Annotated in this window: 21 protein-coding genes; 9 read left to right on the top strand and 12 right to left on the bottom strand. The window is 61.1% G+C overall.

Translation table 11 applies throughout. From position 1 onward, the window contains the following. The first annotated feature begins 209 nt into the window (after nucleotides 1-209). Nucleotides 210-1,565 (top strand): glycerol-3-phosphate transporter, encoded by a 1,356-nt coding sequence (gene glpT, locus ACJ8M3_RS20495; protein ID WP_033645009.1) that lies wholly within the window; start codon nucleotides 210-212, stop codon nucleotides 1,563-1,565. Between the two features lie 82 nt (nucleotides 1,566-1,647). Continuing rightward, the gene (gene glpQ, locus ACJ8M3_RS20490; protein ID WP_025304882.1) at nucleotides 1,648-2,727 is read left to right on the top strand and encodes a glycerophosphodiester phosphodiesterase; all 1,080 of its coding nucleotides are present in this window, start codon (nucleotides 1,648-1,650) and stop codon (nucleotides 2,725-2,727) included. Between the two features lie 32 nt (nucleotides 2,728-2,759). Here glpQ and yigL read toward each other — a convergent pair whose 3' ends face one another. Beyond that, complete coding sequence (gene yigL / locus ACJ8M3_RS20485) at nucleotides 2,760-3,557, bottom strand: sugar/pyridoxal phosphate phosphatase YigL (RefSeq protein ID WP_033652427.1); 798 nt, start codon at nucleotides 3,555-3,557, stop codon at nucleotides 2,760-2,762. A 4-nt stretch (nucleotides 3,558-3,561) separates the two neighbouring features. Further along, nucleotides 3,562-4,605: a lysophospholipase L2 gene (pldB, locus tag ACJ8M3_RS20480; RefSeq protein ID WP_038874116.1), complete on the bottom strand. Its 1,044-nt coding sequence runs from the start codon at nucleotides 4,603-4,605 to the stop codon at nucleotides 3,562-3,564. A 147-nt stretch (nucleotides 4,606-4,752) separates the two neighbouring features. Here pldB and rhtB point away from each other — a divergent pair, with 147 nt between their 5' ends. Next, nucleotides 4,753-5,373 carry a homoserine/homoserine lactone efflux protein gene (rhtB, locus tag ACJ8M3_RS20475; RefSeq protein WP_033645013.1) on the top strand — a complete coding sequence of 207 codons (621 nt, stop codon included), beginning with the start codon at nucleotides 4,753-4,755 and terminating at the stop codon, nucleotides 5,371-5,373. 48 nt (nucleotides 5,374-5,421) lie between these two features. On the opposite strand, the gene rhtC is transcribed toward rhtB, so the two are convergent. Beyond that, the gene (gene rhtC / locus ACJ8M3_RS20470; RefSeq protein ID WP_033645015.1) at nucleotides 5,422-6,042 is read right to left on the bottom strand and encodes a threonine export protein RhtC; all 621 of its coding nucleotides are present in this window, start codon (nucleotides 6,040-6,042) and stop codon (nucleotides 5,422-5,424) included. 12 nt (nucleotides 6,043-6,054) lie between these two features. Further along, nucleotides 6,055-7,887 carry an ATP-dependent DNA helicase RecQ gene (gene recQ, locus ACJ8M3_RS20465; protein WP_046688049.1) on the bottom strand — a complete coding sequence of 611 codons (1,833 nt, stop codon included), beginning with the start codon at nucleotides 7,885-7,887 and terminating at the stop codon, nucleotides 6,055-6,057. 199 nt (nucleotides 7,888-8,086) lie between these two features. Here recQ and ACJ8M3_RS20460 point away from each other — a divergent pair, with 199 nt between their 5' ends. Together ACJ8M3_RS20460 and rarD are read left to right on the top strand one after the other, a co-directional pair. After that, nucleotides 8,087-8,557, top strand: coding sequence for a thioesterase family protein (locus ACJ8M3_RS20460; RefSeq protein ID WP_033645017.1), 471 nt, complete (start codon nucleotides 8,087-8,089; stop codon nucleotides 8,555-8,557). 66 nt (nucleotides 8,558-8,623) lie between these two features. Next, the gene (gene rarD / locus ACJ8M3_RS20455; RefSeq protein ID WP_033645018.1) at nucleotides 8,624-9,511 is read left to right on the top strand and encodes an EamA family transporter RarD; all 888 of its coding nucleotides are present in this window, start codon (nucleotides 8,624-8,626) and stop codon (nucleotides 9,509-9,511) included. Nucleotides 9,512-9,527: 16 nt separating this feature from the next. On the opposite strand, the gene corA is transcribed toward rarD, so the two are convergent. Continuing rightward, nucleotides 9,528-10,478, bottom strand: a complete 951-nt coding sequence (gene corA / locus ACJ8M3_RS20450) for a magnesium/cobalt transporter CorA (RefSeq protein ID WP_004934262.1) — start codon at nucleotides 10,476-10,478, stop codon at nucleotides 9,528-9,530. A gap of 446 nt (nucleotides 10,479-10,924) precedes the next feature. On the opposite strand from corA, the gene ACJ8M3_RS20445 reads away from it, so the two are divergent. After that, nucleotides 10,925-11,398 carry a WbuC family cupin fold metalloprotein gene (locus ACJ8M3_RS20445; protein WP_025160392.1) on the top strand — a complete coding sequence of 158 codons (474 nt, stop codon included), beginning with the start codon at nucleotides 10,925-10,927 and terminating at the stop codon, nucleotides 11,396-11,398. A gap of 43 nt (nucleotides 11,399-11,441) precedes the next feature. Here ACJ8M3_RS20445 and uvrD read toward each other — a convergent pair whose 3' ends face one another. The 6 genes from uvrD to lptM all read right to left on the bottom strand — a co-directional run bounded on the left by uvrD (nucleotide 11,442) and on the right by lptM (nucleotide 17,119). Further along, nucleotides 11,442-13,604, bottom strand: coding sequence for a DNA helicase II (gene uvrD / locus ACJ8M3_RS20440; protein WP_089197581.1), 2,163 nt, complete (start codon nucleotides 13,602-13,604; stop codon nucleotides 11,442-11,444). A 78-nt stretch (nucleotides 13,605-13,682) separates the two neighbouring features. Then, nucleotides 13,683-14,399, bottom strand: a complete 717-nt coding sequence (gene yigB, locus ACJ8M3_RS20435; protein ID WP_033636653.1) for a 5-amino-6-(5-phospho-D-ribitylamino)uracil phosphatase YigB — start codon at nucleotides 14,397-14,399, stop codon at nucleotides 13,683-13,685. Then, on the bottom strand, nucleotides 14,399-15,310 hold the full coding sequence (xerC, locus tag ACJ8M3_RS20430; RefSeq protein ID WP_033645020.1) for a tyrosine recombinase XerC: 912 nt from the start codon (nucleotides 15,308-15,310) through the stop codon (nucleotides 14,399-14,401). Before xerC ends, yigB begins: the two co-directional genes overlap by 1 nt. Then, entirely contained in the window at nucleotides 15,307-16,020 is a 714-nt protein-coding gene (locus tag ACJ8M3_RS20425) for a DUF484 domain-containing protein (RefSeq protein ID WP_033645022.1), read from the bottom strand. The genes xerC and ACJ8M3_RS20425 overlap by 4 nt, the downstream gene beginning before the upstream one ends. Further along, complete coding sequence (dapF, locus tag ACJ8M3_RS20420) at nucleotides 16,017-16,841, bottom strand: diaminopimelate epimerase (RefSeq protein WP_004934244.1); 825 nt, start codon at nucleotides 16,839-16,841, stop codon at nucleotides 16,017-16,019. Before dapF ends, ACJ8M3_RS20425 begins: the two co-directional genes overlap by 4 nt. Before the next feature lie 71 nt (nucleotides 16,842-16,912). Further along, nucleotides 16,913-17,119, bottom strand: coding sequence for an LPS translocon maturation chaperone LptM (lptM, locus tag ACJ8M3_RS20415; protein ID WP_080273427.1), 207 nt, complete (start codon nucleotides 17,117-17,119; stop codon nucleotides 16,913-16,915). Between the two features lie 78 nt (nucleotides 17,120-17,197). Here lptM and cyaY point away from each other — a divergent pair, with 78 nt between their 5' ends. After that, complete coding sequence (cyaY, locus tag ACJ8M3_RS20410) at nucleotides 17,198-17,518, top strand: iron donor protein CyaY (RefSeq protein WP_033645025.1); 321 nt, start codon at nucleotides 17,198-17,200, stop codon at nucleotides 17,516-17,518. Nucleotides 17,519-17,554: 36 nt separating this feature from the next. Here cyaY and ACJ8M3_RS20405 read toward each other — a convergent pair whose 3' ends face one another. Further along, nucleotides 17,555-20,107 carry a class I adenylate cyclase gene (locus ACJ8M3_RS20405; protein WP_019452546.1) on the bottom strand — a complete coding sequence of 851 codons (2,553 nt, stop codon included), beginning with the start codon at nucleotides 20,105-20,107 and terminating at the stop codon, nucleotides 17,555-17,557. A 316-nt stretch (nucleotides 20,108-20,423) separates the two neighbouring features. Between ACJ8M3_RS20405 and hemC the strand changes: the two genes are divergently transcribed. Together hemC and hemD are read left to right on the top strand one after the other, a co-directional pair. After that, the gene (gene hemC / locus ACJ8M3_RS20400) at nucleotides 20,424-21,365 is read left to right on the top strand and encodes a hydroxymethylbilane synthase (RefSeq protein ID WP_033645026.1); all 942 of its coding nucleotides are present in this window, start codon (nucleotides 20,424-20,426) and stop codon (nucleotides 21,363-21,365) included. Continuing rightward, a complete protein-coding gene (gene hemD, locus ACJ8M3_RS20395; protein WP_033645028.1) occupies nucleotides 21,362-22,102 on the top strand; it encodes a uroporphyrinogen-III synthase in 741 nt (246 codons plus the stop codon). The genes hemC and hemD overlap by 4 nt, the downstream gene beginning before the upstream one ends. Nucleotides 22,103-22,115: the final 13 nt, after the last annotated feature.

Here is a 22,115-nt window from a genome sequence, read left to right as displayed (position 1 = left end):
TTCATAACGTTAACGAATCGCTCAAAATCCGCCGTGGTTTCATGAAAGTGTAACAATTGCGCCATTCGTCACAGCGACACCAGGCGTATTTGATGACAATGGCGCTCGTTATGGAACACAAAAACACCACATTCGATATCCGCTCAATCATCAAATGAACGTAAAAGGTCATATTGATGTGATAACAGATAAAGCCATCGGAGGCGCTCATGTTGAGTATTTTTAAGCCAGCCGCACACATCGCCCGTGTGCCGAGCGATAAGGTAGACCCGCTCTACCGTAAGCTGCGCTGGCAAATTTTCCTGGGGATCTTCTTCGGTTACGCCGCCTACTATCTGGTGCGTAAGAACTTCACCCTGGCCATGCCTTACCTGATCGAACAAGGCTTCAGCCGCGGTGACCTCGGCTTCGCGCTGTCGGGCATCTCCATCGCCTACGGCTTCTCCAAATTCATCATGGGTTCGGTCTCCGACCGTTCCAACCCGCGAGTGTTCCTGCCTGCCGGCCTGATCCTGGCGGCGGCGGTGATGTTGTTCATGGGCTTCGTGCCGTGGGCAACCTCCAGCATCGCCATCATGTTCGTCCTGCTGTTCCTGTGCGGCTGGTTCCAGGGCATGGGTTGGCCGCCGTGCGGCCGCACCATGGTGCACTGGTGGTCGCAGAAAGAACGCGGCGGCATCGTCTCCATCTGGAACTGCGCCCACAACGTGGGCGGCGGCCTGCCTCCGCTGCTGTTCCTGCTGGGCATGGCCTGGTTCAACGACTGGCACGCGGCGCTGTACATGCCGGCCTTCGGCGCCATCCTGGTGGCCCTGATCGCCTTCGGCCTGATGCGCGACACCCCGCAATCCTGCGGCCTGCCGCCGATTGAAGAGTACAAAAACGACTACCCGGACGACTACAGCGAAAAAGACGAAGAAGAGCTGACCGCCAAGCAGATCTTCATGCAGTACATCCTGCCGAACAAGCTGCTGTGGTACATCGCGGTCGCCAACGTGTTCGTCTACCTGCTGCGTTACGGCATTCTGGACTGGTCGCCGACCTACCTGAAAGAAGTGAAGCACTTCGCGCTGGACAAGTCTTCCTGGGCCTACTTCCTGTATGAATACGCCGGTATCCCGGGCACCCTGCTGTGCGGCTGGATGTCGGACAAAGTGTTCAAAGGCAACCGCGGCGCCACCGGCGTGTTCTTCATGACGCTGGTGACCATCGCCACCGTGGTGTTCTGGATGAACCCGGCCGGTAACCCGACCGTGGACATGATCTGTATGCTGGTCATCGGCTTCCTGATCTACGGTCCGGTGATGCTGATCGGCCTGCACGCGCTGGAGCTGGCGCCGAAGAAAGCCGCCGGCACCGCCGCGGGCTTCACCGGCCTGTTCGGCTACCTGGGCGGCTCGGTTGCGGCCAGCGCCATCGTCGGTTACACCGTAGACTTCTTCGGTTGGGACGGCGGCTTCATGGTGATGATCGGCGGCGGCGTGCTGGCGGTTATCCTGCTGCTGCTGACCATGCTGAACGAGAAGAAACACCACGCGGAAATCGCTGCCGGCAAGCGCGGCTAACCGTCACACGACTTTTGCATGATTTAAAGGCCGCCCTGCGGCCTTTTTACTACCCTGCCCCCAACAACACGGAGAAAACGGAATGCGGACTCAAGTCAAAGCCCTGCTGACAGGGATCATTCTCGCCACCTCAATGGTCAGCGCCGCGCAGGCGGCGGACAAAGTGGTGATCGCCCACCGCGGTGCCAGCGGCTACCTGCCGGAACACACCCTGCCGGCGAAGGCGATGGCCTACGCGCAAGGCGCCGATTACCTCGAGCAAGATCTGGTGATGACCAAGGACAACGAGCTGGTGGTGCTGCACGACCATTACCTCGATCGCGTCACCGACGTCGCCGAACGTTTCCCGAACCGCGCACGCAAAGACGGTCGTTATTACGCCATCGACTTTACGCTGGCGGAGATCAAATCGCTGAAGTTCACCGAAGGCTTTGACATCGAAAACGGCAAGAAGGTACAGGGCTACCCTGGCCGCTTCCCGATGGGCAAATCCGACTTCCGCGTCCACACCTTCCAGGAAGAGATCGAGTTCGTACAGGGTCTGAACCATTCGACCGGCAAAAACATCGGCATCTATCCTGAAATCAAAGCGCCTTGGTTCCACAAGCAGGAAGGCAAAGACATCTCCAGCAAAGTGCTGGCGGTGCTCAAGCAGTACGGTTACACCGGCAAGAACGACAACGTCTACCTGCAGTGCTTCGACGCCAACGAGCTCAAACGCATCAAGAACGAGCTGGAGCCGAAGCTGGGCATGGATCTGAAGCTGGTGCAGCTGATCGCCTACAACGACTGGCAGGAAACCTACGAGCAGAAAGCCGACGGCAAGTGGGTGGAATACGACTATGACTGGATGTTCAAACCGGGCGCGATGAAGAAAATCGCTCAGTATGCCGACGGCATCGGGCCGGACTACCACATGCTGGTGGTGGCGGATCAATCCAAACCGGGCCACATCGTGCTGACCGACATGGTGAAAGAAGCGCACGCCAGCAAACTGGCGGTGCACCCGTTCACCATCCGCGCCGATGCGCTGCCTAAGTACGTGACCGACGTAAACCAGCTGTATGACGTGATTTACAACCAGGCCGGCGTCGACGGCGTGTTCACCGACTTCCCGGACAAGGGCGTGCAGTTCCTGCAGAAGCAGGGCCAGCACAAGTAATAACAAGGGCGCTGCAAGGCGCCCTGATTATTTCAGAGGAACATCTTGCGCAGGTAGTGCGGCACCGCGTTATCGGCATTGGAACCGATCACCTCCAGCTCCGGCAGCATATCCTTCAGGCGCTGATGCGCATCGCGCATGATGCAGCCCTTGCCGGCCATCGACAGCATCTCCAGATCGTTCATGCCGTCGCCGAAGGCGATGCACTCTTGCAGCGTATAACCGATGATCTTGGCCACTTCTTCCAGCGCATGCCCTTTCGACACGCCGCCCGCCATCACTTCCAGGCAGGTCGGGAACGAGAAGCTGACGTTGACCCGATCGCCCCAGCGGGCGTTGATGGCGTCTTCCACCTGCAGCAACCGCTCGTGGTCTTCACAGGTGAAGTAAACCTTGCAGACGCCGTCGGTTTCCAGCAGGCCCGGCTCGAACAGCTGATATTTGAACACCGACTCCTGGAAGAACTCTTCCTGCTCCGGGCTTTCGCGGTTGGTAAACCAATCGTCGTTGCGGTAGACGTTGGTGGTGATCTGCGGATCGTCGTGCAGCATGCCGTACAGATCGCGGGCGATATCCCCGTCCAGGTTATGGCTGAAGATCAGCTCGCCGGCCGTGTTGTGCACCCGCGCGCCGTTGGAGGTGATCATAAAGGCGCTGATTTCCAGGCTGTCGCGGATCTGCGCCACGTCGATGTGGTGGCGGCCGGTGGCGAACACGAAATGCACGCCTCGCTGGGTCAGCAACTTCAGCGTTTCTTTGGCGTACGGCGACAGGGTATGGTCGGGAGACAGCAGCGTGCCATCTAAATCGGAAGCGACGACGTGATACATAGCGTTATGTTCTAACCTCTGATGGAGTTGTCGGCGGCAGCGCGCCGCCTAAGTGTTGAGCAAAGAAGCGCAGGATTGCGTTCAGTGCTTCGGCGCGCATCGCGTCCCGCTCGAACAGGATCTCATGGCGTGCGCCGTTGATAACCCACGGAAGCCCCCCTTCGCAAGGGCGCCCCGCGTCTGACAGAGCCTGACAAAAAGCCTGGTGCGAACGGTTGTCGACCACCCGTTCTTCACCGGCCTGCAAAAGCAACAGCGGCGTTGTGATGTTCCCGGCCTGCGCGATGATCTGCCGGCCAGCGCGGATGCTCTCACGCACCCAATGGTAAGTCGGCCCGCCCACCTGCAGCTCGGGATAGTCGGCGTAATAACGCAGGCTGCGCCGGTAGCGCTCGCGGCTGTGGGTCAACACGTTGACCACATAGGGCAGCGGACGCCACTGGCCGGTGCCCACCGCGTAATAATCACGGATCGCCGGGCGTGTCTCCACCCAGTCGAGAATGCGGTCGGCCAGCCAGCCCGGCATCGGCAGCTGGATGCCGAACATCGGCGCGCAAAACGCCGCCGCGTCGAACGCCTGCGGCCGGCGCTGCAGGAACTGCGCCAGGATCGCGCCGCCCATCGAATGCGCCAGCGCGAAACGCTGCCGGTAACCGCGCGACTCGACCTCGCGCAGCCACAGCTGCTCGAAATCGTCCACGTAGTCGGCAAAGTTTACCACATGACCGCGGTGCGTATCCGCCAGTAAACGCCCGGAGCGCCCCTGGCCGCGATGATCGACGATCACCACGTCGTAACCGCAGTGGAACAGGTCGTAGGCCACCTCAGGGTATTTCACGTAGCTTTCGATGCGGCCGGGGCTGACCACCACCACCCGCTGATGCCGCGCGGAACGGAAACGCACAAAGCGGATCGGCACGCCGTCCACGCCGCTGAACTCGCCTTCTTCGCGCTGCCGCCAGAAATCCAGCAGCGGCCCGGTGGCGAAGGCAGCGAACTGCGTTTCACGCGTTAACCAGTCATCGGAGCTGAGAGTGAACGAGGTCATCGAGAGCGTTTTCCCTGTGGAGCCGGCGGAAAATGTGACCGCTGGCACAAGAAATCATACTAGCGTATTGTGATTCAATTCTGACAAAAAACGGCGCCGCCTCGGCGCATTGTGGCACAAAACGACACTTTCAGGGAGCCGAGAACCATGACCTTGGACTGGTGGTTAACCTACCTGCTGACCACGCTTATCCTTAGCCTCTCCCCCGGATCCGGCGCCATCAACACCATGAGCACCGGCATCAGCCACGGCTATCGCGGCGCCGCCGCGTCAATCGCCGGGCTGCAGGTCGGGCTGAGCGCGCACATCGTGCTGGTGGGCATCGGCCTCGGCGCGCTGATATCGCAATCGCTGCTGGCGTTCGAGCTGCTGAAATGGCTGGGCGCCGCCTACCTGGTGTGGCTCGGCATCCAGCAATGGCGCGCCGCCGGCGCGCTGGATCTGCATGCGCTGGCGGGCAGCATGCCGCGCCGCCGCCTGTTCCGCCGTGCGGTGCTGGTCAACCTGACCAACCCGAAAAGCATCGTGTTCCTCGCCGCGCTGTTCCCGCAGTTCATCTTGCCCCATCAGCCGCAGGCCGAACAGTATCTGGTGCTCGGCGTCACCACCGTGGTGGTGGATATTCTGGTGATGATCGGTTACGCCACCCTGGCGACGCGCATCGCCGGCTGGCTGAAGACCCCGCGTCAAATGCAGCTGCTCAATCGGGTGTTCGGTTCGCTGTTTATTTTGGTGGCGGGGCTGCTGGCGACCGCCCGCAAAGCCTGACAAAAAAGGCCGGGCATCGCTGCTCGGCCTTGGGCATTTCACTGCCGGTTAGCGGGTAAAGATCAGGTGTAACCCGAAGCCGGTAAACAGCACGCCAGCCACCCCGTCTATCCACTTGGCCAACCGCTGATAACCGCGGCGCATCGCCGGCAGCGCGAACACCACCGCCACCAGGCTGAACCAGACGAAGGTCTCGGCGACGATCAGCAAGAACAGCCCCCAGCGCGCCCCGGCGCCGACGCTGTCGCCGACGAACAGCGAGAACACGCTGCCGAAATAGATCACCGCTTTCGGGTTGGACAGGTTGGTCAAGAAGCCGCGAATAAAGCTGCGCCCGGCCTTCGGCAACGCCACCTGGGCCTCTGCCGCGGGCGGAGCTTGCTGCGCCCGCGCGGAACGCAGCAGTTGCCACCCCATCCAGCACAGGTAAATGCCGCCGCCGACCATGATTATCTGATGCAGCCAGGCCATCTTCTGCAGGATCAGATGCAGCCCCATCAACGCCACGCCGGCCCATACCACGATGCCGAGCGAAATGCCGACCACGCCCATCATCGCCTCGCGGCGCGAGCGGCTGGCGGCGGTCTGCGACACGAAAAAGAAGTCCGGCCCCGGGCTCATCAGCGCAATCAGATGCACCAGCGCCACGGTGAGAAACAGCATCAGCATGATTTATCGCCCTCAGTCTTCGTCATTGTCGAGATGGTCGCGGATCATCGCCATAAAGGGCGCGCCGAAACGCTCCAGTTTGCGCTGCCCCACGCCGTTGACGCTCAGCAGATCGCCGGCCTTGATCGGCATCTGTTCGGCCATTTCCAGCAGCGTGGCGTCGTTGAACACCACGTAGGGTGGAATGTTTTCTTCGTCGGCGATCGACTTGCGCAGTTTGCGCAGCTTGGCGAACAGCTTGCGATCGTAATTGCCGCCGTAGGATTTCTGATTGGCGCTACTGCGCGACTTCAGGCTCTGAATGCGCGGCACCGCCAGCTGCAGCGCCACCTCGCCGCGCAACACCGGACGCGCCGCCTCGGTCAATTGCAGCGCCGAGTGCATGGCGATGTTCTGGGTGATAAAGCCCAGGTGGATCAGCTGACGCAGCACGCTGGTCCAGTGCTCCGTGGTTTGATCGCGGCCGATGCCGTACACCGGCAGCTTGTCGTGACCGTATTCGCGAATGCGCTGATTGTTGGAGCCGCGCAGCACTTCCACGATGTACCCGAGGCCGAAGCGCTGGCCGACGCGGTACACGCAAGACAGCGCCTTGCGCGCGTCCTCCAGCCCGTCGTAGCGCTTGGGCGGATCGAGGCAGATATCGCAGTTGCCGCAGTTTTCGTGCTTGCCTTCGCCGAAGTAGTTGAGCAGCACCAGGCGACGGCAGGTTTGCGCCTCGGCGAAAGCGCCCATGGCGTTCAGCTTGTGACGCTCGATGTCCAGCTGTTGCCCGGCGGGTTTCTCCTCCAGACAGCGGCGCAGCCAGGCCATGTCGGCCGGATCGTACAGCAGGATGGCTTCGGCCGGCAGGCCGTCGCGCCCGGCGCGGCCGGTCTCCTGATAATAGGATTCGATATTGCGCGGGATGTCGAAATGCACCACAAAACGCACGTTGGGTTTGTTAATGCCCATGCCGAAGGCGACGGTGGCCACCACCACCTGCAGATCGTCACGCTGGAACGCCTCCTGCACCTGGGCGCGGCGATCGTTGTCCAGCCCCGCGTGGTAAGCGCCGACGCTCAGCCCGCGGCTTTGCAGGCGCGCGGCGGTGTCTTCCACCTTGGCGCGGCTGTTGCAATAGATAATGCCGCTCTTGCCGCGCTGATCCTGCACGAAGCGCCACAGCTGGTCGAGCGGTTTGAATTTTTCCACCAGCGTGTAGCGGATGTTCGGTCGGTCGAAGCTGCTGACCTGCACCAGCGGATCCTGCAGCGACAGCAGACGCACGATATCGCCGCGCGTGGCTTCGTCGGCAGTGGCGGTCAACGCGATCACCGGCATCGACGGGAAGCGCTGTTTCAACTGCCCCAGCGCGCGGTATTCCGGCCGGAAGTCGTGGCCCCATTGGGAGATGCAGTGCGCCTCATCCACCGCCAGCATCGCCGGCGGGCAGTGATCGAGCAGGTTGAGGAAGCTTTCCATCATCAGCCGCTCCGGCGCGATGTACAGCATCTTGATGGTGCCGTTGCGGCAGCCGGCCATGACGTCCAGCTGCTCCTCGCGGGTTTGCGTCGAGTTGTAGCAGGCGGCGGAAACGCCGTAGGCCAACAGTTGGTCGACCTGATCCTTCATCAGCGAGATCAGCGGAGAAACGACCAGCGTCAGGCCGTCCATCACCAGCGCAGGGATTTGGTAACACAACGACTTGCCGCCGCCGGTCGGCATCACCACCAGGCAATCCTGCCCGCCGATCGCGGCATTGATAATCGTTTGCTGCCCCGGACGGAATTGCTGGTAGCCGAAGGTATCGCGCAATACCTGCTCGGCCAGCAACTCTCTGTTAATCACTGCTGCGGTTGACACACACTTCCCCATTTTTTCATCGGTACACACCCACCGGGTATGATTACACAATATCGTTCAGCATGACACCAACGCGCGCGTGACTCTTTTGCCTAAACGGGCTGGCAAGCAACAAAGGTTAAGCATAAAATCAACATTCCATTAACCTGGACTGACCAGTTAGCTCCCTTAAAACGCAAAAGAAAAACGGAAACCCGCTATGTCGACAACACCACTGACCCTGGAAGCCGCCCGCCGCAAGATCGGCGAAATTTTTGTCTACCACATGCCGTTCAACCGCGAGCTTGGCCTGGAGCTGCGCCGCTTCGACGATGACTACGTCGAGCTGAGCTTCACCAACCAGCGCAAGCTGGTCGGCAACGCCGCGCAGGAAATTCTGCATGGCGGCGTGATCGCCGCCGTGCTTGACGTCGCCGCCGGGCTGGCCTGCGCCGGCGGCGTGCTGACGCGCCTGGAGCCGCTGGTCGAAGAGGAGATCGCCGCCAAGCTGTCGCGCATGGGCACCATCGACCTGCGCGTCGACTACCTGCGCCCCGGCCGCGGCGAGCACTTCGTCGCCTCCGCCAGCGTGCTGCGCAGCGGCAACAAAGTCGCCGTCGCGCGCGTAGAACTGCATAACCACGACGGCCTGCATATCGCGACCGCCACCGCCACCTACCTGGTCGGCTGATGATTGTGTGCGGTGAGCGTCTTCAGTACACTCACCGCATCTTAAGTTCCCCACCAGAGTGACGTCATGGACGCAAAGCAAACGCGTCAGGGCATTTTCTTTGCCCTGGCCGCCTATTTTATGTGGGGCATCGCCCCGGCTTATTTCAAACTGATCCAGCAAGTGTCCGCGGATGAGATCCTCACCCACCGGATCATCTGGTCGTTTTTCTTCATGCTGGCGCTGATCACGCTGGGCCGCAACTGGCCTAAAGTGCGCGCCGCCTGCCAAAATCGCAAACGGCTGCTGTTGCTGGCGGTCACCGCGCTGTTGATCGGCGGCAACTGGCTGCTGTTCATCTGGGCGGTGAACAATCACCATATGCTGGAAGCCAGCCTGGGCTACTTCATCAACCCGCTGGTTAACGTGCTGTTGGGGATGCTGTTTCTCGGCGAACGTTTCCGCCGCATGCAGTGGGTAGCGGTGGCGCTGGCGTTCACCGGGGTGCTGGTGCAGCTCTGGCAGTTCGGGTCGTTGCCGATCATCGGTCTGGGGCTGGCGTTCAGCTTTGCCTTCTATGGCCTGCTGCGCAAGAAAATCGCCATCGACGCGCAGACCGGCATGCTGATTGAAACGCTGTGGCTGCTGCCGGTGGCGGCGGCCTATCTGTTCCTGTTCGCCGACAGCCCCACCAGCCACCTGAGCGCCAACCCGTGGTCGCTGAACCTGCTGCTGGTCGCCGCCGGCATCGTCACCACCGTGCCGCTGCTGTGCTTCACCGCGGCGGCTACCCGGCTGCGCCTATCGACGCTCGGTTTCTTCCAGTATCTCGGCCCGACGCTGATGTTCCTGCTGGCGGTCACCTTCTACGGCGAGACCGTCGGCCAGGACAAGCTGGTGACCTTCGGCTTTATCTGGGCGGCGCTGATCCTGTTCACCCTCGACGCGCTCTATACCCAGCGCAAGCTGCGCTGAGCCCGGCGCCGCCGGGTTACAGCCAGTTCTTGCGCTTGAAGTACAGGTAAGGGGCCAGGCCCGCCAGGATCATCAGCGTGATCGCGCCCGGGTAGCCGAACGACCATTTCAGTTCCGGCATGAATTCGAAGTTCATGCCGTAGCTGGAAGCCACCAGCGTAGGCGGCAGGAACACCACCGACACCACCGAGAAGATCTTGATAATACGGTTCTGTTCGATGTTGATGAAGCCCATCGCCGCCTGCATCAGGAAGTTCACCTTCTGGAACAGCGATTCGTTGTGCGGCAGCAGGGATTCGATGTCGCGCAGCACTTCACGCGCCTGCTCCAGCTGGCCGGTCGGCAGACGCGCCTTGCGCACCAGGAAGTTGAGCGCGCGCTGGGTATCCATCAGGCACAAACGCACCTTCCAGCCGATATCTTCCAGCTCCGCCAGCGTCGAGAGCGCGGCGTCGTATTCGTCGCCCTGATGCCCTTCCATGATCACCCGGCTGAGCTGTTCCAGATCGCTGTAGATATTCTCTATCTCGTCCGCCAGCTGTTCAATCTTGGTCTCGAACAGATCCAGCAGCAGTTCGTAAGCGTTGCCTTCGAGCATCGTCTGGTTGCGGGCGCGCATGCGGTACAGGCGGAACGCCGGCAGTTCACGCTCACGCAGGGTATACAGGCGGCCGTCGCGGATGGTGAACGCCACCGTGGAGTTGCCGGCGTGATCTTCCGCATCTTCAAAGTAGAAAAAGGAGTGGATATGCAGACCGTCTTCGTCTTCGAAGAAACGGGCGGAGGCTTCGATGTCGTCCAGTTCGGGACGCGTCGCCAGGCTTTGTCCCAGCTCATTCTGCACGCGCTCACGCTCGCCCTCTTCCGGCTCGACCAGATCAACCCACAGCGATGACGTGAGATCATCCGAGTCGTCCAGTTCCAGACGGGACAAGCGGCGGTTATCTAATTTAAAAGCGCTCAGCATGTGCCAAAACTCCGTGAAGGTAACGGGTGCGGACAACGCGTTGAAGCACAGAAACAGAGGGAGATGCGTATCACCGATTTGTTTCAGACCATGAAGAGATCTGACTCATAGCGACACTTTGCGGGGTCGCCGACAACCACGAAGGCTATCAGCAAAAACGGAGAGCCTTAGAAGTTATACCTGCGGCGCAGGTCAGTGAGCCAGTATCTACTGGGTGTGTCCAAGGCGTCTGTCCTCAATGATAATAGTGCGCGCATGTTACGCCGAGAAGAAAAAGCCTGTCAACACGTTAGGCGGGATAATTGCGCAACAAATCATCACGATGATCAATAGCAGAAATGGGGCTTAAACCGTACTGAAAAAGTCGCGGCGATCGCTTACCGCCACCAAGAATGTTGTTAAGATGACATCACCCTAATGGTACGACAAGCATGCGGATTTAAATGATGAAACAGATTACCGCCCATGAACTGACCGCGATGAGCGAACAGGCCGCCAGCGTGGCCCGCCTGCGCGCGCACCGCACTTTACACGAAGAGTTGAGCGACCCGGTGCAACGCCTGGCGATCGCCATGGAACCCGGCACCTATATCCGCCCGCACCGCCACCCGCAAACCTGGGAGCTGCTGACGCCGCTGCGCGGCCGCTTTGTGGTGCTGCAGTTCAACGATGACGGCGTCGTAACACAGCGCACCCTGCTTGGCGAAGAAACCAAAGTGCTGGAGATGCCGGCCTTTACCTGGCATGCGGTGCTGTCGGTCGATGCCGGCGGCGTAGTGTTCGAAGTGAAGCAGGGCCCGTATCAGGCGCTGACCGAAGAAGACTGCATGCAGTGGGCGCCGCAGGAAGGCGGTGAAGGCACCGAAGCGGTGATGCGTTGGTATGCCACCGCACAGGTCGGCGACCGGTACCCTCACTGATCGTGAAAGGTTGCAGGGGCTGGCCCCTGCAACGCCTCTCTCTTTATACCGTTTCCAAACGCGCGTAGGCCGCCACCAGCCATTTGATGCCCTCACCCGGGAAGGCGACCTGCAGCCGGCTGTGCTCGCCACTGCCCTCCAGATTGACGATGGTGCCTTCGCCAAACTTGGGATGACGCACGCGCTGGCCCAGCTTGTAACCGGTGTCGTTCTCGCTGATCGGCGTGCCCATGCGGCGGTGATTGACCGGGCGCGATACGCTGGCGCGCAGGCGCACTTCTTCCACGCACTCCTCCGGCAATTCGCCGATAAAGCGCGACGGCCGGTGATAAACCTCTTTGCCGTACAGACGGCGCGTTTCGGCATAGGTCAGCGTCAGTTTCTGCATGGCGCGCGTCACGCCCACATAGGCCAGACGGCGCTCCTCCTCCAGACGGCCGCCTTCGTCCAGCGACATCTGGCTCGGGAACATGCCTTCTTCCATGCCGACGATAAACACCAGCGGGAACTCCAACCCCTTGGCCGAGTGCAGGGTCATCAGCTGCACCGCGTCCTGATAGGCGTCGGCCTGGCCTTCGCCCGCTTCCAGCGCCGCATGCGACAGGAATGCCTGCAGCGGCATCAGATCCTGATCTTCTTCCTGATAGCTGAACTGGCGCGTCGCCGTCACCAGTTCCTCAAGGTTTTCGATGCGCGCCTGTCCCTTCTCGCCCTTTTCCTGCTCATACATGATGAACAGCCCGGAATCGCGGATCACCCGATCGGTCTGCACGTGCAGCGGCATATCGGCGGTTTCATGCGCCAGCGACTCCACCAGCTCGATGAAGCGCTGCAGCGCCGACGCGGCGCGGCCGGCCAGAACCTTGTCCTGCATCAGTTCGCGCGTCGCCTGCCACAGCGTCAGCTGGCGATCGCGCGCCGCCTGGCGCACTACGTCGAGGGTGCGATCGCCGATGCCGCGCGTCGGGGTGTTGACCACGCGCTCGAAGGCCGCGTCGTCGTTGCGGTTGGAGATCAGGCGCAGGTAAGCCAGCGCATCCTTGATTTCCTGACGTTCGAAGAACCGCTGGCCGCCGTAGATGCGGTACGGCATCGCCGTCTGCAGCAGCGCCTCTTCCAGCACGCGCGACTGGGCGTTGCTACGGTACAAAATGGCGCAGTCGTTCAGCGCGCCGCCGTTGTCTTGCCAGGTCTTGATGCGGTTGACCACGAAGCGCGCTTCGTCGAGTTCGTTGAAGGCGCAGTAGAGGGAAATCGGCTCGCCTTCGCCGCCTTCGGTCCACAGGTTTTTCCCCATGCGCCCGTCGTTGTTGGCGATCAGGGTGTTGGCCGCTTTCAGGATGTTGCTGGTGGAACGGTAGTTCTGCTCCAGGCGGATGGTTTCCGCGCCGGGGAAATCCTTCAGGAAGCGCTGGATGTTTTCCACCTGCGCGCCGCGCCAGCCGTAGATCGACTGGTCATCGTCGCCGACGATCATCACGTTGCTGTTGCCGCCCGCCAGCAGGCGGATCCAGGCGTACTGGATGCTGTTGGTATCCTGGAATTCGTCCACCAGCACGTTGGTGAAACGTTCGCGGTAGTGGTTGAGGATATGCGGCTTGTTCAGCCACAGCTCGTGCGCGCGCAGCAGCAGCTCGGCGAAATCCACCAGCCCCGCGCGATCGCAGGCTTCCTGATAGGCCTGGTAGATACGCAGCCAGGTGGCCTCTACCGGGTTGTTGTAGGTCTCGACGTGCTGCGGGCGCAGGCCTTCGTCTTTCTTGCCGTTGATGTACCACATCGCCTGACGCGGCGGCCACTGTTTCTCGTCGACGTTCAGCGCCTTGATGATGCGCTTGAGCAACCGCAACTGGTCGTCGCTGTCGAGGATCTGGAAATCCTGCGGCAGGTTGGCTTCCAGATGATGAGCGCGCAGCAGGCGGTGCGCCAGACCGTGGAAAGTGCCGATCCACATGCCGCCCTGGCTGGTGCCGATCAGATGTTCGATACGGTGGCGCATTTCCGCCGCCGCCTTGTTGGTGAAGGTCACCGCCATGATCGAATACGGTGAGCAGTTCTCCACCGACAGCAGCCAGGCGATGCGATGCACCAGCACCCGCGTCTTGCCGCTGCCCGCTCCGGCCAGAACCAACAGGTTGCTGCGCGGCGCCGCCACGGCTTCACGTTGTTTTTCATTCAGGCTGTCGAGCAGATCGGAGACGTCCATAGGCACCACTAATGGTTAAGGAAAAACCCGCCGGCGACGGGTTTTTCACTGGAAATTTATACAGAGTTCTGGCAGGGATTATAACAATGCTGTCAGCGATGCCAACTGCGAAATCTCAATATGCGGCAGCAGGCGGCTGTCGGCGGCCTGCATCAGGCTGCGTTGCCGATCGTTGATCCAACAGGCCTGCAGCCCCGCGCGCAGCGCGCCGGCCACGTCGGTGGTCAGATCGTCGCCCACGTGCAGGATCTGCTCGGGCGCCACACCCAGCCGCTCGACGGCCAGGTGATACATGTCCTGATACGGCTTGGCGCGCCCGTCCGGCCCGGAACGCAGCACAAACTGAAAGTAGCCGTCCAGGCCGCACTGCGCCGGATCGGCGTTGCCGTTGGTGATCGCCACCAGCGGGTAGCGCGCCGCCAGCGCCTTCAGCGTGGCATGGGTCGCTTCCGGCACCTCAATACGGCTGCGCCACAGCGCGAAATTCTGCATCGCCGCATCGGCCCCGATCGCCGCTTCGGCGTCGCGCAGCCCCTGCCGGCTCAACGCCAGATGAATGGCGCGCCAGCGCCACTGGGTGACGTCGTGGTAGATCTCCGGATCCTGCTCGCGCAGTTCCTGGCGCAGGCGGTGGAAATCCGCCGACTGGAAGCCGTTCAGGCCGGGATGGTAGCTCTGCAGGAAGGCCACCGACTGCTGCTCGGTTTGCCGGATCACCGGACGGTTGTCATACAGCGTGTCGTCCAGATCGAAAGTCAGCGCCGCCAGCGGGCGCAGCGGGCGATAAAAATGCATCAGGATTTCCCCCGTTTGGCGCGCGGGTGCGCGGCATCGTACACGTTCGCCAGATGTTGAAAGTCGAGGTGGGTATAAATTTGCGTGGTGGTCAGGTTGGCGTGGCCGAGCAGCTCCTGCACCGCGCGCAGATCGCCGCTGGACTCCAGCATATGGGTGGCGAAGGAGTGGCGCAGCTTGTGCGGATGGATATGGCTATTGACGCCCTGCTTCACGCCCCATTCGGCGAAGCGTTTTTGCACGTTGCGCGTCGAGATGCGTCGCCCCTGATTGGACAGGAACATGGCGTCGTCCTGCGGTCCAAACAGATCGCGCATCGCCAGCCAGTGTTCCAGCCAGGTGACGGCGGTGCGCCCAATCGGCAGTTTGCGTTCTTTGCTGCCTTTCCCCATCACCCACACCTCGCCGGCCGCCATATCGACATGGCGGCAATCCAGCCCCACCAGCTCGGAGAGGCGCAGGCCGGCGCCGTACATCACCTCCAGCATGGCGCGATCGCGCACCGCCAGCGGATCGTTGAGATCGATCTCCAGCAGCTGGTTCATTTCATCGACGTCGATGTTTTTCGGCAGATGGCGGCCGCTGCGCGGCGTGCGGATGCCCTTGGCGGGGTTGGCGTGCAGCACGCCCTGGCTGACCAGCCAATCGAGGAAGCTACGCAACGAAGAGAGCCGCAGCGCCAGGCTGGCGGACTGCAGACCGGCGCGTTTGCTGCGCGCCGCCAGCATGCGCACCCGGGCGGCGTCCAGCGTCGTCCAGTCGGTGACGCCGATCTCCTGCGCCAGGCGCATCAGCGCCGTCAGCTGGCGTGAATAGCTGAGCTGCGTCAGCGGGCTGAGTTGCCGTTCTACCTTGAGATAACGCAGAAAAGCGTCCACCGGCTGCTGCAGGCTGGGCGCAATCGGCGTCATGCGCGTTCGATCCAGCGTTCCAGCAGCGCCGGCAGCATGCGCGCCAGCTGATTGAGCATCACCGTGCCCATGCCCTGCTGATAATGTTGCGTATCGCGGCTGCTGAAGATCACCATGCCCAACTCGCCGTCGTCGCCCAACATCGACAGCGCCACCGAGCCAATTTGGCCAATCTGTTTGGCCTGCGGCAACAGCAGCAGCAGCTCGGGGCCGTTCAGGCTGCCGAGATAGTGTTGTTCGCTGCCCAGCCGCTGAATGCGGAACGGCTCGAACGCCGAACGCGTCAGCGCCAGGTGGGTGAAATCGGAAGGCGCGCCGATATTCCAGCGCTCGGCGAACAGCCGAACCGTGGCGCCGGCCAAACCGAAGCCGCGCGCCCAGCGCTGCAGCCGGTTTAGCATGTCCTGCAGGCTGTCGGCGGTGGCCAGATCGGCCTGCAGGTGCAGCAGCCTGGCGAACAGCCCTTCGTTGGCGCTGGCCTGCTCCATCAACAGCGTGATCTCTTCTTCCAGCCGTTCGATGTGATTGCGCTGACGAGCCAGATGCCATTCCACCAGCGAAACGGTGCCGCGCACCGGGTGAGGCACGCGCATCTGCTCAACCTGGCGCGCGTTGCGAATAAAGAAATCCGGGTTCTGCAGCAGGTACTGCATCACGGCGTCGTCATCCAGCGCCAGGCCGGCGACGCTCTGTTCTTCTACGCTTTTCATAGATGAATAAATCCGTCATAGACATGGGTTGCCGGACCGGTCATAAACAGCGGATTGCCCGGCCCTTTCCAGCGAATATGCAGGCTGCCGCCCGGCAGTTCTACATGCACCTCTTCTGACAGCAATTCCTGTTGGATCCCGACCGCCACCGCCGCACAGGCGCCGCTGCCGCAGGCCTGCGTTTCACCGGCGCCGCGCTCGTAAACGCGCAGCTTGATGTGATCGCGGCTGACCACTTGCATAAAGCCGATGTTGGCCCGTTCCGGGAAGCGCTCATGCCCTTCCAGCACCGGTCCAAGCAGCTCCACCTTGGCGGTTTTTACATCATCCACCTGCAAAACACAATGCGGGTTGCCCATCGACACCACGCCGCACAGCACGGTATGTTCCGCCGCGCGCATGATGTAGGTCTTTTCCGCCTTGGCGGCGCGGAACGGCACCGCCTGCGGATCGAAATTCGGCTCACCCATGTTGACGCACACCAGATCGTCGTCGGTGACGCTGAGCACCATGCGCCCGGTTTGGGTGCTAACGCGGATATCGCGCTTGTTGGTCAACCCTTTCAGCCGCACAAAGCGCGCGAAACAGCGCGCGCCGTTGCCGCACTGCGCCACTTCGCTGCCGTCGGCGTTAAAAATTCGGTAGTGAAAATCCAGCTCGGGATCGTAAGGCGGTTCTACCACCAGCATCTGGTCAAAGCCGACGCCCAGGTGCCGATCGGCCAGCCGGCGGATCAGCTCAGGTGAAAAATAGACATTCTGTGTAACGGCATCGACCACCATAAAGTCGTTGCCCAGACCGTGCATTTTGGAGAACTGCATATCATACTCCGCTATCTGGACGCGCTATCCGTCTTGATTTTGCGGCGGCGCTCGCCACCGCAAACCGGGTGTTACTGGGCAACCATCGACGGTTTTTGCTGAGAGCCAGACTGCTCCTGCTGGTTCTTTTGCACCTGATCGCCCGTTTGCACCGGCGGTTTGGCCGGTTTTTGGCCGGCGGAGTCGGCAGGTGGGAAGTAAAGCGGGCCTTTCAGACCACAGCCGGCGAGGCCGGTAACCAGAACGGCCATCAGCGCATAGCGTAGTTGTTTTTTCATTTGCATTAATGCCTGTAATTCATGCGTCCAAGGTCTCTATAATCGCAGGTGGATCATGAAAAGCAATAGGAATTGAATATGAACGACAGTGAGTTTCACCAGTTGGCCGACCAGCTGATGCTGAATATTGAAGAGACACTGGACGATTTTGACGGCGATGCGGATATCGATTACGAAACCAATGGCGGCGTGATGACGCTGAGCTTCGAAAACGGCACCAAAATCGTCATCAACCGCCAGGAGCCGCTGCACCAGGTGTGGCTCGCCACCAAGGCCGGCGGTTACCACTTCAACTACCGCGACGGCGTCTGGGTATGCGATCGCAGCGGGCAGCCGTTTTACCAACTGCTCAGCGAAGCGGCCAGCGCGCAGGCCGGCGAGGAACTGAGTTTTTCCTGAGGCTAAGCAGGGCTCGGCAACCGAGCCCTTGCGGCGTCAATGCAGCTGGAACTGCTGCTTCAGCGGCTGAGCGGCGCCGTCGGCCACCGTCACGCACAGGCTGGACAGCACGTTGCTGCGGAACGGGATCACCTGCGTGCGCCCGTCGAGCTGCACGATTTGATAGAACTGCGGCAGGTTGAAGTTGATGAAGCTGGAGCCGTAGGTAAAGCGGTCGTGCGACGAGGAATAGAAGCGGCTGACGTCGCGCACCAGCTCCTCTTTGCTGCCCTCGCAGTGGTGATACACCTCCACCCGATTCGACTCATCCAGAATATAGATGTTGAAGCCCTTGTCGTCTGAGGTGTCTTCGAAGAAGAACTGGATGATCCCCTCGCTGGCGAAGCCGTCCACCACCGGCGGCAGATGCACCTGATCGGTTTCCACCTTGATAGACAGGCCGTGCAGCTTGTTGTTGGAGATGGCGCCGTAAAACTCCACCGCGTTCTCCAGCTTCTGCACCGACACGCTCAGGCGCTCGAAGAACAGCCCCCAGGTTTGCCCGGCGACGCGCACCGCCTTGAAGCGGCCGGGTTCCAGCCGGGTGCTGGACAGGCGCAGCTCGATGCACTCAGACACCAGCTGCTGAATGCGGGTGCGAATAAGGCCGCGCAGGTGCTGACTGTAGCAGAACACTTCCACCGACTCCGGCGGTGCGGCGTCCTGGTGCATTTTGCCGAGAATGGTTTTCAATGCTTCCAGCACCGACTGCTCGCCGCTGAAATGCAGGGTGCGCACTTCGTTCCAGGAGTTGCGATACAGCAGATCGATGCTGCCCACCAAACACTGCTGCTGCTGGCCGAAGCTGAACACGTCCAGCTTGCGGAAATCGAAGTGCACCACCTGATTGCGGAAGGCGGCGGTCGGATCGTTTTCCAGATTGACGATGATTGCCAGATGGCGAATCTCGCACGGGCTGTACAGCGCTTTCGGCGTCGGCGCCGGCAGGCGCAGCGGGAAGTGATGGGAAACGTCGGCCACCAGCTCCTGCAGCTTGGCGGTGTCGCACAGGTTGCCGCTCTTGATGTGCAGGCGGGTCTGCGGCGTCAGCAGGCCGTTGAAATAGGCCCAGGCCACCAGCTTGTTCAGGTAGCGGTTATATTCCAGCGGCTGATGGCTGACGATCGAATCCATAGCCGGTGCCTGATTATACAGGTACCAGCCGGTGCGGTTGGCGCGGCCAACCGGCACATGAATAAAGGTTAAATCGTTTTCCGACAGGTCCGGCGAGATCTGCGGGTTCACCAGCGTCACCTTGCCGGGCAGCGCTTCGAACGCCGCATACAGTTTGCGGGTCAGCACGCCGATATCCTGCGGGCTGGCGCTGACGCTGAGGTTGTTGCGGCGGGCGAAACGGATCAGGTTGCGGTAGCTCTGCATCATCGCGTCGAGCAGTTCGTTGTGCGCTTCGCGCACTCGCTCGATCTTCCAGTTGGCGCGGTTGTCCAGCATCGCCAGACGCTCTTCGCTCCAGCCCCACTCGCTGACCAATTGGCTGAGGATCTCGCGCCGCCAGCCGACGCAGGCCTTGGCCAGCGACAGCTTTTCACACACTTTCAGGTAGAAACAGCGACGGGCCAAATCGAGGCGGGTGGTGTCGTTGATGTCGGTCAGGTAGCGGGTGACGCGCTCGAGCATCATGCAGTAGGCGTCGAGCCCGAAGCTGACGATCTCGCCCTGGTGCAGGCGATGTTTGATGTCCGTCGCCAGCAGTTGGGTATTGGGGTATTCCCAGGAATAGGCTTCCAGCAGCAGTGTTTTCAGCACCGCCTTGTAAGGCGAATCGATGCTTTTGTACAGCTGCCACAGGCTGGCGCCGAAGTACTCTTCCGCCGACAGCGAACTCAGGCCGCCGAGATCCAGCCACTCGTTCGGCGTCAGCGCGCCCTGCGCGTACAGCGACAGCACGTATTCATCGTAGTGCGCTTCTTCTTCGCCCGGCACCATGTTCCACAGGATGCGTTTGCCGGCCAGGCGCACCGCGGTGCGGTAGAACTCGTCCAGCAACAGGATGTGCTGCGTCGAGCCACAGTCTTCGCCGCCCAGGCTGCCGCTTTCATTATGGCGGAAGCGGTTTTCGTCGATCAGGAAGAAGCTGACTTCCACCCCCATCGACGCGGCCCACTTCTCAAGCAGGCTGCATTTTTGCTGCAGGCGGGTGCGTTCTTCGTTGTCCAGCCAGGACTGGTGGCAGACCCAGATGTCGAGATCCGAGCTGCAGCTTTGGCCGATAGACGAGGTGCTGCCCATCGAATAGACGCCGGTGATCGGCAGCTCGCCGCTGGCCGGTTTGTCAAACGGGCTACCCCATTTGTCTTCTAAATCGTTCAGGTAATCTTGTTGAGTTTCATCAGGCGTGTAGAGGCAAATGCCGTGGGGAACGTTACCGTTCAGGTAACCCGGCATCAGCGGGTGGTGGTGGTGCAGTAAGGTGGGCAGCAGACTGTATACCCGTTGAAACGCGGGCTTCATAGCCGCCAGGGCGCGATCGACGCGTAGCTGATTGATCGCATCCAGTCTCTGCTTCAATGTCTCGATGTAGAGGTACAAGACGTCTCGCCTGATTATCCCGGTGTTTAGAAAAAAACCCGTATTCCATAAGCGCCGTTAGTGTAAGAAGAATATTTGGCGACTTATTGCTGGAAACGTGATCAATTTAACACCTTGCTGATTGACCGTAAAGGAGGTAACGCTTCACAATTATTGTAGCGCTTCCCTAAACGATTTACCCGCAGTGTTAACTGCCCCAAAGCACATCACACGTCCCTTTGATTCCGTTGTCCTTTTTCCGCCTCCGGCTTCTTGCACTGACAGTATTGACTCTCAGTGGTAGGATGGATGGCGAAATATAAAAACGGTAACAAGCATGTTAGACAAAATTATTCGAATTGCCACCCGACAAAGCCCGCTTGCACTTTGGCAAGCACATTATGTGCAGCAACGTCTGATGGCCTGCCATCCCGGCCTGCAGGTCGAGTTGGTGCCGATGGTCACCCGCGGCGACGTTATTCTGGATACGCCGTTGGCGAAAGTCGGCGGTAAAGGCCTGTTTGTTAAAGAACTCGAGCTCGCGCTGCTGGAAGGCCGCGCCGACATCGCCGTGCATTCGATGAAAGACGTGCCGGTCGATTTCCCTGCCGGGCTCGGTTTGACCACCATTTGCGAACGCGAAGATCCGCGCGACGCTTTTGTTTCCAATCGTTTCGCCTCGCTCGATCAGCTGCCGCTGGGCAGCGTGGTCGGCACCTCCAGCCTGCGCCGTCAGTGCCAGCTGCGTGAACGCCGCCCGGATCTTGTCGTGCGTGACCTGCGCGGTAACGTCGGCACTCGCCTGGCCAAGCTGGACAATGGCGACTACGACGCGATTATCCTGGCGGTGGCCGGCCTGAAGCGTTTAGGCCTGGAGCAACGCATCCGCAGCCCGCTGAGCGCCGAAGAGTGCCTGCCGGCGGTCGGCCAGGGTGCAGTCGGCATTGAATGCCGTCTCGACGACAGCGTCACCCGCGCGCTGCTGGCGCCGCTGAACCATGCGGCCACCGAAACCCGCGTGCGCGCTGAGCGGGCGATGAATACCCGCCTGGAAGGCGGCTGCCAGGTGCCGATCGGCAGCTATGCCGAACTGGATGGCGACAGCCTGTGGCTGCGCGCCCTGGTCGGCGCGCCGGACGGCAGCCAGATGGTGCGCGGCGAACGCCGCGGCCCGGCCGCCGAGGCCGAACGGATGGGCATTGAGCTGGCGGAAGAGTTGCTGGCGCGCGGCGCGCGCGAGATCCTGCGCGAGGTTTATCAGGGAAATCCGCCGGCATGACGATCCTGGTAACCCGCCCATCGCCTTCGGGGGAGCTGTTAGTGAGCCGGCTGCGCGCACTCGGCCGGGTTGCCTATCATGCACCGCTGATCGACTTCGCGCCGGGCGGCGACCTGCCGAAGCTGCCGCAGGCGTTGCAGCAGCTTAGCGCCGGCGATCTGGTGTTCGTGCTGTCGCAACATTCGGTGAGTTATGCCGATTCGGTTATCGGCCGCGCCGGGCTGAGCTGGCCCGCTCACCTGGCCTATTACGCCATCGGCCGCACCACCGGGCTGGCGCTGCACCGCATCAGCAGTTTGCCGGTGGAATACCCGCGCGAACGCGAGATCAGCGAAACGCTGCTGTTGCTGCCGGCGCTGCAAAAATTGGCGGGCAAACGCGCGCTGATTTTACGCGGCAACGGCGGCCGCGAACTGTTAGGGTCGACGCTGAGCGAGCGCGGCGCCGACGTCAGCTATTATGAATGTTATCAACGCAGCCCGGTGCACTACGACGGCAGCGAGCAAAGCGCCCACTGGCAGCGCGCCGGTGTGGATACGCTGGTGGTGACCAGCGGTGAAATGTTACAACAGCTCTATACTTTAGTTCCTGATTACTATCGTTCTTCATGGCTGCTGCGTTGCCGCCTGGTAGTAGTGAGCGAACGCCTGGCTACCCTCGCCCGGGAATTGGGCTGGCGTACGATTCGGGTAGCTGACAACGCCGATAATGACGCGCTGATCCGCGCGCTACAATAATCTGACTATGGGA

This window comes from Serratia sp. CY55921, assembly GCF_052167655.1.
GTDB classification, from domain to species: Bacteria; Pseudomonadota; Gammaproteobacteria; order Enterobacterales; family Enterobacteriaceae; genus Serratia; species Serratia ureilytica.
The sequence above is the reverse complement of the archived record's forward strand: the minus strand, read 5'-3'. Positions and strand labels throughout refer to the sequence as shown.

What these genes read in the sequence shown, in the direction of transcription:
- ACJ8M3_RS20460 (WP_033645017.1), top strand. Translation starts at nt 8,087, where the DNA reads ATGTCGACAACACCACTGACCCTGGAAGCCGCCCGCCGCAAGATCGGC.
- corA (WP_004934262.1), bottom strand. Translation starts at nt 10,478, where the DNA reads ATGCTGAGCGCTTTTAAATTAGATAACCGCCGCTTGTCCCGTCTGGAA.
- ACJ8M3_RS20425 (WP_033645022.1), bottom strand. Translation starts at nt 16,020, where the DNA reads ATGAAAAGCGTAGAAGAACAGAGCGTCGCCGGCCTGGCGCTGGATGAC.
- cyaY (WP_033645025.1), top strand. Translation starts at nt 17,198, where the DNA reads ATGAACGACAGTGAGTTTCACCAGTTGGCCGACCAGCTGATGCTGAAT.
- xerC (WP_033645020.1), bottom strand. Translation starts at nt 15,310, where the DNA reads ATGACGCCGATTGCGCCCAGCCTGCAGCAGCCGGTGGACGCTTTTCTG.
- rhtC (WP_033645015.1), bottom strand. Translation starts at nt 6,042, where the DNA reads ATGCTGATGCTGTTTCTCACCGTGGCGCTGGTGCATCTGATTGCGCTG.
- dapF (WP_004934244.1), bottom strand. Translation starts at nt 16,841, where the DNA reads ATGCAGTTCTCCAAAATGCACGGTCTGGGCAACGACTTTATGGTGGTC.
- rhtB (WP_033645013.1), top strand. Translation starts at nt 4,753, where the DNA reads ATGACCTTGGACTGGTGGTTAACCTACCTGCTGACCACGCTTATCCTT.
- uvrD (WP_089197581.1), bottom strand. Translation starts at nt 13,604, where the DNA reads ATGGACGTCTCCGATCTGCTCGACAGCCTGAATGAAAAACAACGTGAA.
- yigL (WP_033652427.1), bottom strand. Translation starts at nt 3,557, where the DNA reads ATGTATCACGTCGTCGCTTCCGATTTAGATGGCACGCTGCTGTCTCCC.
- rarD (WP_033645018.1), top strand. Translation starts at nt 8,624, where the DNA reads ATGGACGCAAAGCAAACGCGTCAGGGCATTTTCTTTGCCCTGGCCGCC.
- pldB (WP_038874116.1), bottom strand. Translation starts at nt 4,605, where the DNA reads ATGACCTCGTTCACTCTCAGCTCCGATGACTGGTTAACGCGTGAAACG.
- glpT (WP_033645009.1), top strand. Translation starts at nt 210, where the DNA reads ATGTTGAGTATTTTTAAGCCAGCCGCACACATCGCCCGTGTGCCGAGC.
- glpQ (WP_025304882.1), top strand. Translation starts at nt 1,648, where the DNA reads ATGCGGACTCAAGTCAAAGCCCTGCTGACAGGGATCATTCTCGCCACC.
- ACJ8M3_RS20445 (WP_025160392.1), top strand. Translation starts at nt 10,925, where the DNA reads ATGAAACAGATTACCGCCCATGAACTGACCGCGATGAGCGAACAGGCC.
- hemC (WP_033645026.1), top strand. Translation starts at nt 20,424, where the DNA reads ATGTTAGACAAAATTATTCGAATTGCCACCCGACAAAGCCCGCTTGCA.
- hemD (WP_033645028.1), top strand. Translation starts at nt 21,362, where the DNA reads ATGACGATCCTGGTAACCCGCCCATCGCCTTCGGGGGAGCTGTTAGTG.
- yigB (WP_033636653.1), bottom strand. Translation starts at nt 14,399, where the DNA reads ATGCATTTTTATCGCCCGCTGCGCCCGCTGGCGGCGCTGACTTTCGAT.
- lptM (WP_080273427.1), bottom strand. Translation starts at nt 17,119, where the DNA reads ATGAAAAAACAACTACGCTATGCGCTGATGGCCGTTCTGGTTACCGGC.